The 16,238-nt window shown below is 45.1% G+C and carries 16 protein-coding genes; 5 read left to right on the top strand and 11 right to left on the bottom strand.

All coding sequences use genetic code 11. The annotated features are described in order from the left end of the window. The 5 genes from WJ238_RS08035 to hrcA all read right to left on the bottom strand — a co-directional run. Positions 1-347 (bottom strand): LacI family DNA-binding transcriptional regulator (locus WJ238_RS08035; RefSeq protein ID WP_337606635.1); only part of this gene is annotated, 347 nt, incomplete at its 3' end. A gap of 99 nt (positions 348-446) precedes the next feature. Continuing rightward, positions 447-1,634, bottom strand: coding sequence for a molecular chaperone DnaJ (gene dnaJ, locus WJ238_RS08030; RefSeq protein ID WP_230106470.1), 1,188 nt, complete (start codon positions 1,632-1,634; stop codon positions 447-449). Positions 1,635-1,799: 165 nt separating this feature from the next. Further along, a complete protein-coding gene (gene dnaK, locus WJ238_RS08025) occupies positions 1,800-3,686 on the bottom strand; it encodes a molecular chaperone DnaK (protein ID WP_256195388.1) in 1,887 nt (628 codons plus the stop codon). A 42-nt stretch (positions 3,687-3,728) separates the two neighbouring features. Next, the gene (grpE, locus tag WJ238_RS08020) at positions 3,729-4,358 is read right to left on the bottom strand and encodes a nucleotide exchange factor GrpE (protein WP_230107525.1); all 630 of its coding nucleotides are present in this window, start codon (positions 4,356-4,358) and stop codon (positions 3,729-3,731) included. A 65-nt stretch (positions 4,359-4,423) separates the two neighbouring features. Next, positions 4,424-5,467 (bottom strand): heat-inducible transcriptional repressor HrcA, encoded by a 1,044-nt coding sequence (gene hrcA, locus WJ238_RS08015; protein WP_230106472.1) that lies wholly within the window; start codon positions 5,465-5,467, stop codon positions 4,424-4,426. 171 nt (positions 5,468-5,638) lie between these two features. Here hrcA and WJ238_RS08010 point away from each other — a divergent pair, with 171 nt between their 5' ends. Further along, a complete protein-coding gene (locus WJ238_RS08010) occupies positions 5,639-6,532 on the top strand; it encodes an RluA family pseudouridine synthase (RefSeq protein WP_316266806.1) in 894 nt (297 codons plus the stop codon). Positions 6,533-6,609: 77 nt separating this feature from the next. Here the strand turns inward: WJ238_RS08010 and WJ238_RS08005 are convergent, their stop codons facing one another. Continuing rightward, positions 6,610-6,903, bottom strand: a complete 294-nt coding sequence (locus WJ238_RS08005; RefSeq protein WP_230106474.1) for a hypothetical protein — start codon at positions 6,901-6,903, stop codon at positions 6,610-6,612. 155 nt (positions 6,904-7,058) lie between these two features. Here WJ238_RS08005 and WJ238_RS08000 point away from each other — a divergent pair, with 155 nt between their 5' ends. Then, positions 7,059-7,814 (top strand): ATP-binding cassette domain-containing protein, encoded by a 756-nt coding sequence (locus WJ238_RS08000; RefSeq protein ID WP_337606632.1) that lies wholly within the window; start codon positions 7,059-7,061, stop codon positions 7,812-7,814. Next, positions 7,792-8,637 carry a DUF2705 family protein gene (locus tag WJ238_RS07995; RefSeq protein ID WP_337606631.1) on the top strand — a complete coding sequence of 282 codons (846 nt, stop codon included), beginning with the start codon at positions 7,792-7,794 and terminating at the stop codon, positions 8,635-8,637. Before WJ238_RS08000 ends, WJ238_RS07995 begins: the two co-directional genes overlap by 23 nt. Positions 8,638-8,708: 71 nt before the next feature. Here the strand turns inward: WJ238_RS07995 and WJ238_RS07990 are convergent, their stop codons facing one another. The 3 genes from WJ238_RS07990 to WJ238_RS07980 are packed head-to-tail and all read right to left on the bottom strand — an operon-like array spanning position 8,709 to position 11,489. After that, a complete protein-coding gene (locus WJ238_RS07990) occupies positions 8,709-10,025 on the bottom strand; it encodes a replication-associated recombination protein A (RefSeq protein ID WP_256195384.1) in 1,317 nt (438 codons plus the stop codon). 33 nt (positions 10,026-10,058) lie between these two features. Further along, complete coding sequence (locus WJ238_RS07985) at positions 10,059-10,775, bottom strand: tRNA threonylcarbamoyladenosine dehydratase (protein ID WP_337606630.1); 717 nt, start codon at positions 10,773-10,775, stop codon at positions 10,059-10,061. 12 nt (positions 10,776-10,787) lie between these two features. Continuing rightward, on the bottom strand, positions 10,788-11,489 hold the full coding sequence (locus WJ238_RS07980) for a polysaccharide deacetylase family protein (RefSeq protein ID WP_230106479.1): 702 nt from the start codon (positions 11,487-11,489) through the stop codon (positions 10,788-10,790). A 161-nt stretch (positions 11,490-11,650) separates the two neighbouring features. Between WJ238_RS07980 and WJ238_RS07975 the strand changes: the two genes are divergently transcribed. Continuing rightward, complete coding sequence (locus WJ238_RS07975; protein WP_337606629.1) at positions 11,651-13,012, top strand: MATE family efflux transporter; 1,362 nt, start codon at positions 11,651-11,653, stop codon at positions 13,010-13,012. A 47-nt stretch (positions 13,013-13,059) separates the two neighbouring features. On the opposite strand, the gene WJ238_RS07970 is transcribed toward WJ238_RS07975, so the two are convergent. Together WJ238_RS07970 and WJ238_RS07965 are read right to left on the bottom strand one after the other, a co-directional pair. Continuing rightward, positions 13,060-13,650, bottom strand: a complete 591-nt coding sequence (locus WJ238_RS07970) for a flavin reductase family protein (protein ID WP_230106481.1) — start codon at positions 13,648-13,650, stop codon at positions 13,060-13,062. A 25-nt stretch (positions 13,651-13,675) separates the two neighbouring features. Further along, positions 13,676-15,322, bottom strand: a complete 1,647-nt coding sequence (locus WJ238_RS07965) for a putative manganese-dependent inorganic diphosphatase (protein ID WP_230106482.1) — start codon at positions 15,320-15,322, stop codon at positions 13,676-13,678. Between the two features lie 196 nt (positions 15,323-15,518). On the opposite strand from WJ238_RS07965, the gene WJ238_RS07960 reads away from it, so the two are divergent. Next, positions 15,519-16,205: a S1 RNA-binding domain-containing protein gene (locus WJ238_RS07960; protein WP_337606628.1), complete on the top strand. Its 687-nt coding sequence runs from the start codon at positions 15,519-15,521 to the stop codon at positions 16,203-16,205. The last annotated feature ends 33 nt before the right edge of the window (positions 16,206-16,238 follow it).

Raw genomic sequence — 16,238 nt, 5'->3', positions numbered from 1 at the left:
ACCACATTTCTCTCCAGCATCTTCAGATATTCTTTTTCCCGATTGCTGATCCCTACAGTATTACAGATCATAGTCTTATAATTCCGCTCATAAAGATTGATCTCAATGTATTTACTCAGCTTTGAGAAAAAAGGATGTTCCAAGTCCGGTACGATCACTCCTATGATCCCCGATCGGTTCCTGTAGAGGTTTCTCGCCAATTCATTGGGCTGATAATCAAGTGTTTTGATAGCGGTCTCTATCCGGTTTCTGCTCTCTTCAGACACATAGCCGCTTCCGTTTAAGTAACGCGATACCGTGCCAATACCTACATGCGCTTCCCTGGCAACATCTCGTATTCCTGCCATATGATCCCTCCTTTCTCTCCTTCTTTTGTCTATTATACTTGAATCCTCTCTTTTCGACAATTGTCTTTTTACGATATTTACGAAAGAAGCCCCTGATGATCAATCATCAAAGGCCTCTTTCATCTTATCCATAAATCCTTTTTTCTTCCCTTTTTTGGCCGATTCCAGCTCTTCCTGTGACTGATTCAGAGTATTCCCTGTCAAAGCGTCAAATTTCTTCAGCGCTTCTTTCGCCTCACTGCTCAGCCGTTCCGGTGTCTGGATAACAAGGGTCACATAATGATCGCCCCGTACCTGGGAATTGCGGATGGATGGAACTCCTTTTCCGCGAAGACGTACTTTTGTATCTGTTTTTGTTCCCGGTTTTACCGTATAGATCACATCTCCGTCTACTGTCTTGATGCGCACATCACCGCCGAGGGCAGCCTGCGCAAAAGAAATGGGCGCAGTAGAAAAAATATGCATATCCTGTCTCTGGAAGATCGGATGACGGGAAACAGTAACTTCCACCAGAAGATCTCCTCTTGGTCCTCCATTGACTCCCGGTTCTCCCTTTTCACGTATCCTTACACTCTGGCCATTATCAATTCCTGCCGGAATGGATACGGAAATTTTCTTTTTGTTGGAAATATAACCGGAACCGCTGCAGTCCGGACACTTTTCGCGGATAATCTTTCCGGTTCCATGACACTCCGGACAGGTCTGGACATTCTGAACGGTACCAAAGAAAGACTGCTGTGTGTATACCACCTGTCCTTTGCCGCCGCATTTCGGACATGTTTCAGGAGAAGTTCCCGGCTTAGCTCCTGTTCCGTTACATTTCGGGCACGGATCCTTCAGAACTACATCCAGCTCCTTCTCGCAGCCAAATACAGCCTCTTCAAAAGTAATACGGACACTCTTGCGGATATTCATTCCCTTCATCGGGCCTTGATTTGCACGTCCGGAACGTCTTCCGCCGCCAAACAGATCGCCGAAAATATCACCAAAAATGTCGCTGAAATCTGCACCGCTGAAGTCAAAGCCACCGAATCCTCCGGCTCCTCCGGCCCCTCCTTCAAATGCCGCATGCCCGAACTGGTCATACTGACGACGCTTCTCCGGATCACTCAAAACAGCATAGGCCTCGGAAGCTTCTTTGAATTTCTTCTCTGCCTCTTTATCCCCAGGATTCATATCCGGATGGTACTTCTTTGCCACCTGCCTGTATGCTTTTTTCAAAGTCGCCTCATCGGCATCTTTGCTGACTCCCAGCACTTCATAGTAATCTCTTTTTGATTCTGCCATTATCTATCACCTTTCGTTTTTTTCATGTGAAGGCAGCAAGCTTTTGCCTGCATACAAAGTTCTGCGGGGCCCAAATCCTGCCCCGGGCTTTTAAGCCCGAAGCCTTCATTTGGGTTCCGCAGAACTCTTTTTTATTAGGCCTTTATCCTGGCTACTTACCTGTCCTTAGACCTCTTTGTAGTCCCCATCTACTACATCGTCGCCGCTAAATCCTTCCGGAGACGGACCTGCTCCTGCTCCCGGATTCGGGCCTGCTCCCTGTGCGCCTGCATTTGCTCCGGCATTAGCGCCAGCCTGCTCATACATCTTGGCAAATACTTTCTGTGCACTTTCCATCAGCTTTTCTTTTCCTGCTTTGATCTCGGCGATCTGGGCATCTGAAATATCTTCCATGTTTACTTTTTCCAGCAGTTCTTTCAGCGCTTTGCAGTCTGCCTCTACTGCTGCTTTCTCGGAAGCGTCGATCTTATCTCCTACTTCCTCCAGAGCTTTCTCTGTCTGGAATACGAATGCATCTGCATCGTTCTTTGTATCAATTCCTTCTTTTCGTTTCTTATCCTGTGCCTCAAATGCTGCAGCTTCTTTTACAGCTTTCTCAATATCTTCATCAGACATATTGGATCCGGCAGTAATTGTAATGTGCTGTTCTTTTCCTGTTCCCAGGTCTTTTGCAGATACATTTACAATACCATTTGCATCGATATCGAATGTAACTTCGATCTGCGGGATTCCGCGTGGTGCCGGCGGGATTCCATCCAGTCTGAACTGTCCAAGTGACTTGTTGTCCCTTGCGAACTGTCTCTCACCCTGTACAACGTTGATGTCTACTGCTGTCTGATTGTCTGCAGCTGTAGAGAAGATCTGGCTCTTCTTTGTAGGAATGGTCGTGTTTCTCTCGATCAGTCTTGTTGCAACGCCTCCCATTGTCTCAATAGACAGGGAAAGTGGAGTAACATCCAGAAGGAGAATATCTCCTGCGCCTGCATCTCCTGCCAGCTTACCGCCCTGTACGGAAGCACCAAGTGCAACACATTCATCCGGATTCAGAGATTTGCTTGGCTCTTTGCCTGTCAGCTGTTTTACTTTATCCTGTACAGCCGGAATACGTGTAGAACCACCTACCAGCAGTACCTGACCAAGTTCTGAAGATGTGATGCCTGCGTCAGAAAGTGCTCTTTGTACCGGCTCTGCAGTCTTTTCTACCAGGTCGTGAGTCAGTTCATCAAATTTTGCTCTTGTAAGGTTCATATCGAAATGCTTCGGTCCTTCTGCTGTTGCAGTAATGAACGGAAGGTTAATATTTGTTGTTGTTGCGGAAGACAGCTCTTTCTTTGCCTTCTCTGCAGCTTCTTTCAGTCTCTGAAGCGCCATCTTATCTGTAGATAAGTCAACGCCTTCTGTTTTCTTAAATTCAGAGATCATATAATCTGTAATCTTCTGGTCGAAGTCATCACCGCCAAGTCTGTTGTTTCCGGCTGTAGACAATACTTCAATGACACCGTCGCCGATTTCGATGATGGAAACGTCGAATGTACCGCCTCCCAAATCGTATACCATGATCTTCTGTTCTTTTTCATTGTCAAGACCATATGCAAGAGCTGCCGCTGTAGGCTCGTTGATAATACGTTTTACATCCAGACCTGCAATTTTTCCTGCATCCTTTGTTGCCTGACGCTGTGCGTCGTTGAAATAAGCAGGAACTGTAATAACTGCCTCTGTCACTTTCTCGCCAAGATATCCTTCTGCGTCTGCTTTCAGTTTCTGAAGGATCATTGCGGAGATTTCCTGCGGAGAGTATTTCTTTCCGTCAATCTCTACCTTGTAATCAGATCCCATCTCTCTTTTGATAGAAGAGATTGTCTTCTCAGCATTTGTAACTGCCTGACGTTTTGCAGGCTCACCTACAAGCCTTTCTCCTGTTTTTGTAAATGCCACTACAGACGGTGTTGTCCTTGCGCCTTCTGTATTCGCAATAACTACTGGCTGTCCGCCTTCCATTACGGCTACACAGCTGTTTGTCGTACCTAAGTCAATACCAATGATTTTTCCCATGATCTATTCCTCCTGTTTTATAAAAATTTGATTGTTTGCCTGTTAGTTTGCTACCTTTACCATGCTGTGTCTTACCACGCTGTCACGGTAGGTATAACCTTTCTGAAATTCCTCGGCTACCATGTTCTCACCGAAATTTTCATCCTCCACATGCATCACTGCATTGTGAAAATCAGGGTTAAATTCCTGACCCACTGCCTCGATCGGTTTCACCCCAATCTCATCCAGTGTAGTCATCAACTGTTTATACACCTTATCCATGCCCTGCATGAACGGATGCTCCTTATCCTCCTCAGCTACCGCTGCAAGTCCTCGCTCAAAGTTGTCAACAACCGGAAGGATTTTTTCTATGATATCTTTCGCTCCAACCTCATACATCTGGGATTTTTCCTTTTCTGTACGTTTGCGGAAGTTATCAAACTCGGCCATCTGCCTTGTGAGCTTATCTGTAAGCTCCTCGATCTTTTCATCTTTTTTGTCTTTTTTATTCTTTCTGCCAAAGAACTTTTTATCGCCCTGCTTCTCCTGCTGGGTTTCTTCTGTGTCTTCCCCTTCTTTAACGTCTTCTTCTTTGGCTTCTTCCTGACCCTCTGCTGTTTCCTCTTTGTCTGTTTCAGCATTTTCCTGGTCAGCTGCTGCTTTTTTTGCTTCCTCCACAGCTTCTTTTACCATTTCTTCCTGGCTCTTTTCCTGTCCTGTCTCTTTTTTATTCTCTTCCAAGGGTTCATCCACCTTTCTTATTCTTTCTTATGAAACATCGCATCCAATTCACCTTGAAGGCGCTTCAGCGATTTTAACACATGTTCATAATCCATTCGCTTCGGTCCGATAATACCTATCGTACCCCGCATCCCATCTCCCAATTCATATGTTGCAGTTACAACGCTGCAGTCTTTCATGGTCTGTACCGGAGTCTCATCTCCAATATATACCTGAATCCCGGTATTGTCTTCCTGTGAAAGGGTCTGGGTAACCAGCTCGGTCAGCTGCTGTTTTTCCTCAAAGGCACTGATGATTTCCTGGGCGCTCTGCTTATCGCTAAGCTCCGGATATTTGAAAATATTCGTAGCGCCGCTTGTATAAATCTGCATATCCTCATCAATCTGTATTGCATCGGCAACTGCATCAAGCACATCGCTGATCACTTCACTGTGGATTCCAGCCTGCTCTTTCAGCCTCGCGATCAGTCCCAGATTGATTTCTTCAATAGACATGCCGTTCAGTGATGTATTCAAAAGCATATTCAGTTTCAGAAGATTTTCATTGCCAAGGGGTTCTCTTACATTAATAATCTTATTCTTGATTACATTTCCCCCCAGCACAATGACTGCAATAACCTGCTCTTCATCTACCTGGGAAAGCTGAATAAACTTCAGCCTGTTGGCACTGTTTCTCGGAGTGGAAACCATGGTCGCATAATTGGTATTTGCCGCAAGCACCTGTGCTGCCTGTTTCAGAAGCTGATCCATTTTATCAGCTTTCTGCAGCATCTGCTCCTGCATTTCATTCAGCTCCTGCTCCTTTTCTTCCATCAGCATATCCACATATAAGCGGTATCCTTTGTCCGAAGGAATCCTTCCTGCCGATGTATGAGGCTGCAGGATATATCCAAGTTCTTCCAGATCAGCCATCTCATTTCGGATCGTCGCAGAACTTAAATTCAAATCCGTATATTTGGATATTGTTCTGGATCCTACCGGCTCTCCTGTCTCCAGATAGGTCTGGATGATCGCATGAAGAATTTTCAGTTTTCTTTCACCCAGTCCTTCTGCATTCTGCATCCTAACTGCCTCCTTTTGTTTTGTTAGCACTCATTTCATCCGAGTGCTAATCTCTACGGTTATTAATGTATCACTCCCAATTTTATTTGTCAACAGGATTTATAGATTTTTTATTTTTTACGTGATATACTGCTACTATTCACAGGCATACTCTGAATACAGGAGAAATATATGAATCGAACCATTGATTATAAAATAGGAAAAGAAGCGGACGGGCTTCGGGTAGAGCAGTTTTTGAAAAGGAAAGGCTACTCCCGCCAGAACCTTTCTGTTATCAAACGGATGCCCAAAAGCATTCTGGTAAACGGCGTCCACTACTATATGCGCCAGCAGCTTAAGGAAGGGGACTTGCTTTCCGTGCACATATGCGAAGAGAAATCCTCGGAAAAGATCCCTCCCGTCCATCTGCCGCTGGATATCATATACGAAGACGAGGATATCATTGTCATCAATAAGCCGGCTGGAATGCCCATCCACCCGTCCATGAACAATTATACCAATTCCATGGCAAATGCACTGGCCTGGTACTATCAGGAACAGGGGAAACCTTTCATTTTCCGCTGCTGCAACCGTCTGGATAGAGACACTTCCGGTCTGACGGTGGTTGCAAAGCATCTTGTCAGCGCCGGCATTCTTTCCTCTATGGTAAGCGAAAAGGCCCTGTGCCGGGAATATCTGGCTATTGCCAGCGGACATGTAAGTCCTAAGTCCGGTACCATATGCGCGCCTCTTGCCCGCAAAGGCACTTCCATTATCGAGCGGATGGTAGACTTTGAGCACGGGGAAAACGCTGTCACTCACTACCGTACGGTAGGTGTGTACGGTCCTCACACATTAGTCGCCCTGAAACTGGAAACCGGGCGCACCCATCAGATCCGGGTGCACATGCAGTACCTCGGCTATCCTCTCATCGGAGATTATCTCTATAATCCGGATATGAAATACATCAGCCGGCAGGCACTTCACTCCTACCGGCTGTCATTTTCACATCCCATTACAGGAAGATTTATGGAATTTACTGCCCCGCTTCCAAACGATATGAAAGAGGTTCTGAATATAACGTAATAGCATCTGCAGACACAGACATGATATATAGAAGAAATCCCGAAACGCACCCATTCGTTTGCGTTCCGGGATTTTTCTTAACTTAATTCTATCTTCCGGGCTTCTTCCGGCTTAAATTCATTTTCCAGATCATAAATATTATGTCCCGTAGACTCTCCCAGCACTCTTCCTTCCAGAGAATAGCAGCGGATAAATCTCTTGGGTTCAATGCTTGACCAATGCTCTACATCCCATGTAAGATAGCCGTCCTCGTCCGATTTTTTCTCTTTCAGATAGAGATCTACCTGTCTGCCGTCCTGCATGATCTTGATCAGATCTTTGTAATCGCCGATCTCAATTTCTTCCTTTTTCACAGTATCGTAAATTTTCATTTCCTATTCCTCCTGAAACTGTTTCAACGTCTTCTATGAATAGTTTACCTTTCTCTTTTAAAAAACTCAAGTAAAAAATATTGACTTTGCAATTGTCTTATTATATTATTGTATTAAATACTTAATACACAAATACAAAAGGAGGAATATATCGAATGAAGGACATCATTCTTCAAACTCAAAGTTTGACAAAACAGTATGGACATCGCACAGTCGTAGACCAGGTATCTATGACCATTTACGAAGGGGATATTTACGGCTTTATCGGCAAAAACGGAGCCGGAAAAACTACTTTCATCCGCATGGCAGTAGGTCTTGCATCTCCAAGCAGCGGAAATATCCGCCTCTTTAACAGCAGCAATCTCCGGGAAAAGCGTGCAGAAATCGGAACTGTCATTGAATCCCCCGCTTTTTATCCGGGGATGACTGCTATGGAAAATCTTACTGCTTTTGCAAAACTTCAAGGCCTTCATGATCCCGAACATCTGCAGCAGCTTCTGGATCTTGTTGGTCTTACCGGTACTGGAAGGAAAAAGTGCAAACACTTTTCTCTTGGTATGAAACAACGTCTTGCCATTGCTATTGCCCTTATCGGCAATCCAAAACTTCTCATCCTGGATGAACCCACAAATGGACTGGATCCGGAGGGCATGAAAGAAATACGTGAATTGATTTTAAAACTGAATCAGGAACGCCATATCACTGTCCTTGTTTCCAGTCATATTCTCGGAGAACTTTCAAAATTTGCCACAAGATACGGCATCATCCATCATGGCAAGTTGATTGAGGAATTTACCGAAGAAGACATCTGGCGCCGTAGTATAGGAAATGGTCAGCAGGATATAGATCTGGAAGATTACTTTTTAAGCAGAATAGGGGGAATAAAAAATGAAAAGTCTTGTGAAATGTGATATCTATAAATTAAAGAAATCCAGATATTTCTGGATCTGTCTCATCATTTCTGTCCTTTTGGCGGCAGCAACTGTATTTTTATTGGATTTCACTTATAAATTGGCCGGTGAAAACATGGAAGCGCAGATTGAGCAGCAGCAGGCTGCCATGGAAGAATCCGGTCTTTCTGTCTCTGCAGAAGGAATCCCGACAAATTATGATAACCTAAGCACTTCTGCGCAGCTTATGACCTTTTTTGCCGGGAATACTACCCTGATCATGGCCGTTTTGATCTCTCTTTTTGTAGGCAGCGAGTTCAATCAGGGAACTATAAAAAATATTGTATCACGCAATTACAGCAGATCCTCTATCTATCTGTCAAAACTGATCGTAGGGATCCTTGCATCCATCCTTTATACTTTGCTGTTTGTGCTGACTGCGGCTTTGATTGCTTCTGTCCTGTGGGGATTCGGGGACGTTTCCTCTGATTTCTGGATACACACGCTGCAAAGAGGGGCACTGGAACTTCTTCTCGGAGCTGCATATGCTTCCCTGTTTGTTATGTTCAGCATCCTGATCCGGCAAAATGGAGGTTCTCTGGCAGTTAACATCTGTTTTCTGGAGTTTACATCCCTGATCCTTTCCCTGGCAGAAATGGCGGCAGGCAAGCTTCTTGGCCACTCTGTCTCTCTGGCTCAGTATCTTCCGGATATGAACATGAGCATACTGACACAGAATCCTGATCAGGGAGATCTCCTGCGGGCACTGGCTGTGGGCATCTGTTTTCTTGTCCTTCCAGCCTTCATTGGCATATGGAGCTTCAACAAAAGAGATATTAAATAATTAAAAGACCTCCCTGCAGCAGAAGAACAGCTTCTTGCCACGGAGGTCTTTCTACATCATATCTGCATTTCTTACTCACTGCGCAGTTTCTTTAACCGCTCTCCTATCACCTTTTCATACCCGAGTTCTCCCGGCTCATAAAATCTGGCTGTTTTAATCTCATCCGGCAGGTACTGCTGCTTTACATAGTGATCAGGATAATCGTGGGCATATTTGTATCCGGTTCCTCTTCCCAGATTCTGTGCTCCTTTATAGTGGGCATCCTGAAGATGGGATGGCACGGTTGTCTTGTACTTTTCCACATTTTCCAGCGCTGAAAAAATAGCGTTGCACGCCGAATTACTCTTAGGGGCCGAAGCCACATAGAGAACAGCCTGGGATAAAATAATCTGAGCTTCCGGCATTCCAATCCGCTCCACCGCCTGGGCTGCACTGACTGCTACTGTAAGAGCCATCGGATCTGCATTTCCCACATCCTCCGAAGCACAGATCATGATCCTTCGTGCAATAAACTTAATATCTTCTCCTGCCCGCAGCATTTTTGCCAGATAATAAACTGCGGCATCCGGATCGGATCCCCGCATACTTTTAATAAAAGCGGATATTGTATCATAATGATTATCTCCTGTTTTGTCATAACGGACCACTCTCTTCTGGATACATTCGGAAGCCACTTCCAGCGTCAGATGGATTTTCCCATCTTCTCCCCTCTCTGTCGTAAGTATGCCAAGCTCGACAGCATTCAGTGCATTTCTTGCATCTCCGCCGGATACGTCCGCCAAAAACTCCATTGCATCCTCATCGATCTTGGCACCGTAGCTTCCCATTCCCTTTTCCTTGTCATAGACCGCCCGTTTGATCAGGGTTTTGATATCCTCTTTTTCCAAAGGCCTCAGTTCAAAAATGCTGGATCTGGAAATAAGCGCTCCATTTACCTCAAAATAGGGATTCTCCGTTGTTGCACCTATAAGAATAATGGTGCCGTCCTCTACAAACGGAAGGAGATAGTCCTGCTGCCCCTTGTTAAACCTATGGATCTCGTCTACAAAGAGGATCGTCTTTTTCCGGTACATTCCCCGAAGCTGCTTTGCCTTCTCCACCACCGCTTCCATGTCTTTTTTTCCTGCCACTGTGGCGTTGATCTGAGTAAATTCTGCGCTTGTCGTATGAGCGATCACCTTAGCAAGCGTTGTCTTCCCTGTCCCCGGAGGGCCGTAAAAGATGACTGAACTCAACTTATCTGCTTTGATGGCACGGTACAGCAGCTTGTCCCTGCCGATAATATGCTGCTGCCCCACCACTTCTTCCAGCGTCACCGGGCGAAGCCTGGATGCCAGCGGCGCTTCTTTTTCCATATTCTGTTCTCTTGCATATTCAAATAAATCCATCTTGCACACTCCTGCCTTTCTCTTCAGCCTGCATCAGAGCCCGGCAATATCCCGGATCACCTCTCCTGCAATAAGAAGTCCCGCAACCGGAGGGACAAAAGAAATACTTCCCGGAAGACTCCGTCTTGTCCCCGGGTCTTCTTCCATTTTGTCAGGATCCGTCTTGACAGGCTTTTCTTTTGAATACAGCACTTTCAAATGGGTGATCCCCTGCTTTTTCAGCTCCCGGCGCATCACCTTGCACAGAGGGCACACAGATGTCCTGCTGATATCTTCAATCTCAAACATCTCCCCGTGCAGCTTGTTTCCCGTCCCCATACTGCTTATAATAGGAATATTATACTCCATGGCTTTTTTTGCCAGAGCCAGCTTTGCCGTAACGGTGTCGATGGCGTCCACAATATAATCCGGCCGGCAGTCCAAAATGCTGTCAACATTATCCGGAAGAACAAAGACTTCATGGGTTTCCACTTCCGTATCCGGACAAATATCAAGTATCTTTCTTTTCATAACCTGCGTCTTGTACTCTCCTACTGTGCTGTGAAAAGCGATTGACTGCCGGTTGATATTAGTGACAGACACTTTATCGTTATCCACCAGTATCAGCTTTCCCACACCGGTTCTTGCCAGTGCCTCAATGCAGTGGGAACCTACGCCTCCGACGCCAAATACCATAACCGACGCTTTTTTGATCCGCCGGAATTTCTCCGAACCGATCAGAAGTTCTGTTCTTGAAAATTCATGTATCATAGTTTCCTCTTTTTAATCCATCAAAATTTCATCTGCTGTTACAAACACATATCCTTCTTCTGTAAGGATATCGACAATCTCCAGGGCTGCCTGAACAGATGATTCATAACAATCATGCAATAAGATAATAGCATCTTCTTTCGCTTCCGTCACTACCTTGAACACAATTTCTCCTGTATCCCGGCTCTGCCAGTCCAATGGATCAATGTTCCACATAACCGGAAGAATCTGCATTTTCTCTTCCAGTTCTTCCCTCCAAAGGCCAAAGGGCGGACGTACATATCCGGTGCCTTCTCCGGTGATCTCGCAAATGATATGATCCGTCATTGCAATCTCCTCTTCCGCCTCTTTTTCACTTCCTGCTGTCAGACTGACATGATGGTAAGTATGATTGCCGATCAAATGTCCCTCCTCGTACATGCGCTTTACAATCTCAGGATTTTCCTCTGCATAACATCCGATCAGAAAGAAGGTAGCCTTAATCCCTCTTTCTTTCAGACCGTCAAGAAGCACCGGCGTCCACCTGGCATTGGGGCCGTCATCAAAGGTCAGAGCGATCTTCTTTTTCCCTTCTCCGTCTGCCTCTATAGAATCACCCACATATTTCAGAGCTTCTCTTACTTCTTTCCTTTCTTCTGCCCCCTGCTTTTGCTCCTGATTTTCTACCCATCCCGGAAACAGAACCGCCATCAGCAATATTCCTGCATAGAACATAAAAATTCTTCTCTTTTTCTTCAATTCCTTTGCCGTCCGCATCCTTTTTTCAATATATATATGATTTCATTGCATTATAAATACAGCAATGCTATACTTTAGCATGGACAAAACAAGACGGGATCTTCCCGTACTTTTTCATGTAAAAGGAGGAACACAACATGTCATCTACACCGGCAGAAAACAAGATGGGCGTACTTCCCATTCCCCGCCTGCTTATCACTATGTCGCTTCCAATGATGGTTTCCATGCTTGTTCAGGCACTCTACAATATCGTGGACAGCATGTTTGTTGCCCAACTAAGCGAAGATGCCCTGACAGCCGTTTCCCTTGTCTATCCGGTACAGCTTCTTATGATCGCCGTGTCATCCGGTACCGGAGTCGGGATCAATGCGCTTCTCTCCCGCTGTCTGGGGGAAAAAAATTTTAACGGCGCCAATCTGGCTGCAAGGAATGGTATTTTCCTCGGACTGATCAGCTCCGTTATCTTTGCCCTGATCGGTATTTTCGGATCCGGTATTTTCTTCCGGCTTCAGACAGACAATCCTACTATTATCAAATACGGAACGCAGTACATGACCATTATCTGCGTACTCTCTGTGGGTATCTTTATGCAGATTACATTTGAACGGCTGCTGCAGTCCACCGGAAAAACAATCTATAATATGATCACACAGGGAACAGGGGCCATCATCAACATTGTTATGGATCCAATCCTGATTTTCGGGTATTTTGGCTTCCCCCGCATGGAAGTGGTTGGAGCTGCCGTGGCCACTGTCTTTGGTCAGCTTGTGGCTGTCTTTCTGTCGTTTATATTTAATTTGAAGAAAAACCATGAGATCAGTCTCAATATGAAAGGATTTCGTCCTCACGCAAAAACGATCGCCCTCATTTATGAAGTCGGAATCCCCTCCATTATCATGCAGGCCATTGGTTCTGTGATGACATTTGGAATGAACAAGATCCTTTTAATGTTTTCTTCCACCGCCGCCGCTGTATTCGGAATATATTTCAAACTGCAGAGCTTTATCTTCATGCCTGTTTTCGGACTGAACAATGGAATGATACCGATCATAGCATATAATTACGGCGCCCGGAACAAAAGAAGGATCACTCATACCTTGAAATTGAGTATTCTTATCGCAGTCTGCATTATGATTGTTGGATTGCTCCTGTTCCAGACCATGACCGGATTTTTCCTGAAAACACTTTTTGATGCTTCCGATCATATGCTTGCCATTGGAGTTCCGGCACTTCGTATTATTTCTATCAGTTTCCTGCTGGCAGGATACAATATCATTGTCAGCTCCCTGTTCCAGGCTCTTGGAAATGGGGTTTACAGTCTCGTTGTCTCTGCTGCAAGGCAGCTTGTTGTTATCCTTCCGGTAGCATATATTCTGGCTGTCTGCTTTGGGCTTTCAATGGTCTGGTGGGCTATTCCTATTGCAGAAGTTGTCTCTTTCCTTCTATGTACCATCCTGCTGAAACGGATCTATGCAACAAGACTGAAGGCTCTTTCATAATTTCCGCATACTTCAGATTTTCACTCGCTTCCAAAAAAGACGCCCGGTCATCTGACCGGACGCCTTTTTTTCTTTTCCTTTCTTACACTATATCCAAAACTTCCCTGTTTCTTCCCAATCTCCAGGTATTCACCGTGAGAATAGGCAATAAGGCCGGATCGATTCAAATGGAACTTTCCTTTCTCATCCATATACTCAGGATCCACCTGCACTGCTTCCACCTTTGCCAGGAACATATGATGGCTTCCCAGCTCCTTTACTTCTGTAACCCGGCACTCAATATTAACCGGAGATTCCTTGATCACCGGGGCATAAGAAAGCTTATGGGCTTTCCCCTGGGTGAGGTGCATCTCCTTCCATTTATCCACATCCCGTCCGGATTTCACCCCGCACCAGTCCGTCGCATACAAAAGCTTCTTTGTCGTCAGATTAATGACAAATTCCCCGCTTTCTTTCAAAAGAGAATAGCTGTATCTTTCCGGACGCACAGAAATATACACCATGGCCGGATTGGTACACACAGTGCCGGTCCAGGCTACAGTCAGGATATTGGCTCTCCCTTTCTTATCGGCCGTACTGACCATTACCGCCGGAAGCGGATAAACCATGTTTCCTGCCTTCCATATTTCCTTCTCCATACTCCTTTTCTTCCTCCTGCCTTTCCTATTGCTGCAATGCCCCTGCAAGAGCAGGAATCAGCTGTTTCTTTCTGGAGACGACTCCCTTTAATATAATCGGATCCTCGTCCTCCGGACGTTCGAAAGCCTCAATGATAGGATCCCTTGCCCCCGGTCCGCAGCAAAGCAATTCTGTAGATTCATCCAGAATATCTGTAAGCATAAAATAAACCATGTGAAGCTTCTGCTCCTTTCTTGCCTCTTCCAGATATTTCAGAAGCTTCTCCCTGATCTCTTTCAGTTCTTCTTTATTCATGGAATTGATCTGTCCTACCCCAAACACTTTGTCATTGACATTAAACTGTTTGAAATCCTGGAAACAGATTTCCTGCGGACTTTTGCCTTTCAGGCTGCTTCCTGCATGAAACATTTCCGCCGCCATTTCCTCCAGATCAATACCGGCAATTTTTGCCAGCTTTTCTGCCATATTCTGATCCACCATCGTACAGGTAGGCGAACGGAACAGCAAAGTATCTGATATGATCGCCGAGGCCAGAAGACCGGCCATGACCGGAGTTAATTCCACTCCGTTTTCTTCGTACATCTGTCCTACTATTGTAGCGGTACAGCCCACCGGCTGATTACGGAAAAATACCGGCCCCATTGTTTCAATATTTCCAAGCCTGTGATGGTCTATGATCTCCTGAATCTCTGCCTCTTCAATTCCGTCTACCGCCTGGGAACGCTCATTGTGATCCACCAGAATGACCTGCTTCTTGCTTACATCCATGAAACGCCGCCTGGAAATAAATCCTTTGAAATTTCCATGGCGATCCAGAATAGGGAAATCGCGGAACTTCTTTTTCGTCATCTGTTCTTTGATATCATCCACATAGTCATCCATACGGAAAACAGTCAGCGGTCCCTTGCTCATAAAATATTTGACCGGTATACTCTGATTAATGAGCCTTGCCGCCGTAAAAGTATCGTGAGGCGTACGTATAATGACAATACTCTGCTCTTCCGCTTTACGGATCAGTTCCTCGGAAATTTCTGCATCCTGGCATACAACAAGACAGCTGGCATCAATTTCAACGGCACACGCCTGAGATTCATAACGGTTTCCCAAGATCACCAGGTCATCCTTCTGAATAAATTCCTCCATCATATCTGTGCTGGAAGCGCCTACTGCCACCTTCCCTTTTACAAAATATCCGTGTTCATTTCCTGTGATCAATTCCCCATCCAGGGTCTGAATAATATTTTTGTACTGCGTCCGGGCTTTTGCCAGGATCGTACTGTCATATACATCCATATAAGATTTGGCAATGTCTCCTGTGGAGATCAGCCCCACAAGTTCCCCTTCTTTTATAACCGGAATCGTCTTTACAGACTGTTTCTTCATAAGTTCCCATGTCTCTTTAATGGAAACTCCCGGTTCCACCCCTTTTATTTTATGAATATCCATATCCTTAACCTGCAGCTTGACATTCGTCAGAAGCCTCGGCGCATCCACATGAAATTTATGAAGTACATACTGTGTCTCTTCGTTGATCTGGCCTGCTCTCTTTGCAGTATATTCTCTCCCTGTCATTTCACGTTTCAGATTTGCATAAGCGATCGCTGAACAAATAGAATCCGTATCCGGGTTTTTATGTCCGATCACATATACTTTTCTTGCCTTTTTTTCCATATCTTCACTCCCTGCCAAAGCCGCCTTCTTGCTTATGCGGCATCTTATAATGTAAGCTTGCCATTTTTTCCCGGTCCAGTCAACTAAAAAATCCCGTATCTTTGCTTTTTTCTTTGAACAATCCTGGTATTTCATGCTATACTACTAATAGTATGTGAAAGCACATAGAATACGGTTATGAGAAAGGACTAACAAAATGAGTGAAGAATTATTACAACAAGAAGAAAACAAACCAGTGGAAACCATGGCAGACTATGAGGAACATTTTGATGATGCCAATCCCTGGAATGTTGTCCAGAGCTACCTGGAAAATGAAACCGTTCTCCCGGTAAAAGTTGAAGGAATCGTAAATGGCGGAGCGATTGCCATGGTAGAAGGGCTTAGAGGCTTCATTCCTGCATCCCGCTTATCCTTATCCTATATCGAAGATCTGGAAACCTATCTTTTAAAAGATATTGAGGTACGCGTGATCGAAGTCAATCAGGCAGAAAACCGGCTTGTTTTATCTGCCCGCGAAATCTTAAAAGAAAAAGAAAAGAAAGCCATGGAAGAAAAGATCGCCAATGTCAAAATCGGCAGCGTAGTAAAAGGAACGGTAGAAAGTCTGCAGCCCTACGGCGCTTTCGTCCGCCTGGAAGATGGCCTGTCCGGATTGGTACATGTTTCTCAGATCAGCCAGAAACGTGTAAAATCCCCAAAAGATGTGCTGAATACAGGGGATGAAGTAAACGTTAAGATCATTGGAGTCAAAGATGGAAAGATCAGTCTCAGCATGAAAGCGCTGGAAGAGGTCAAGGAAGAACCGGAAGAAAAAGTGGAAATACCAAAATCCGAGAATATCGGAACAAATCTCGGCGATCTTTTTAAGAAACTGAATCTGTAAAAATTGAAAAAGGAAAAGTCCTTGGGACTTTCT

Source organism: Claveliimonas sp., assembly GCF_037273965.1.
Taxonomy (GTDB): Bacteria; Bacillota; Clostridia; order Lachnospirales; family Lachnospiraceae; genus Claveliimonas; species Claveliimonas bilis.
Note: the sequence above shows the minus strand (reverse complement) of the source record. Positions and strands in the feature narration are given on the sequence as shown.